Origin of the sequence: Tetzosporium hominis (assembly GCF_002265435.1) — a bacterium.
In the GTDB taxonomy this organism is placed as follows: Bacteria; Bacillota; Bacilli; order Bacillales_A; family Planococcaceae; genus Chryseomicrobium; species Chryseomicrobium hominis.
In genome coordinates this window covers 1-254 of the sequence record NZ_NOKQ01000386.1, presented here as the reverse complement: position 1 = coordinate 254, position 254 = coordinate 1, and the positions used below count along the sequence as shown (strand labels likewise).

Below are 254 nucleotides of genomic sequence, written 5' to 3'. Positions count from 1 at the left end.
GTTTTATAGCCGCCTTCAATGTAGACACCCGTTTCCAAATCGGAGATGCCTTCCGGCGAAATCTCTGATTTTAAATGGACTTCATACGTTTTGGGAACATGCTTTTTAGGCGAAAGGAGCCGATGTGCGAGCTGGCCGTCATTTGTAAGCAGCAAAAAGCCCTCTGTATCTTTATCAAGCCTGCCGGCGGGAAACGGCTCAAATCTCATCTCCTCTGGCGTCAGCAGATCGATCACTGTTTGCTGCCGGCTGTC

At 49.6% G+C, this 254-nt stretch carries 1 protein-coding gene; it reads right to left on the bottom strand.

Features of this window, described 5'->3' with window-relative positions; translation table 11 throughout:
- On the bottom strand, positions 1 to 254 hold a 254-nt coding region (locus CF394_RS15490; protein ID WP_243370943.1), incomplete at both ends, for a pseudouridine synthase.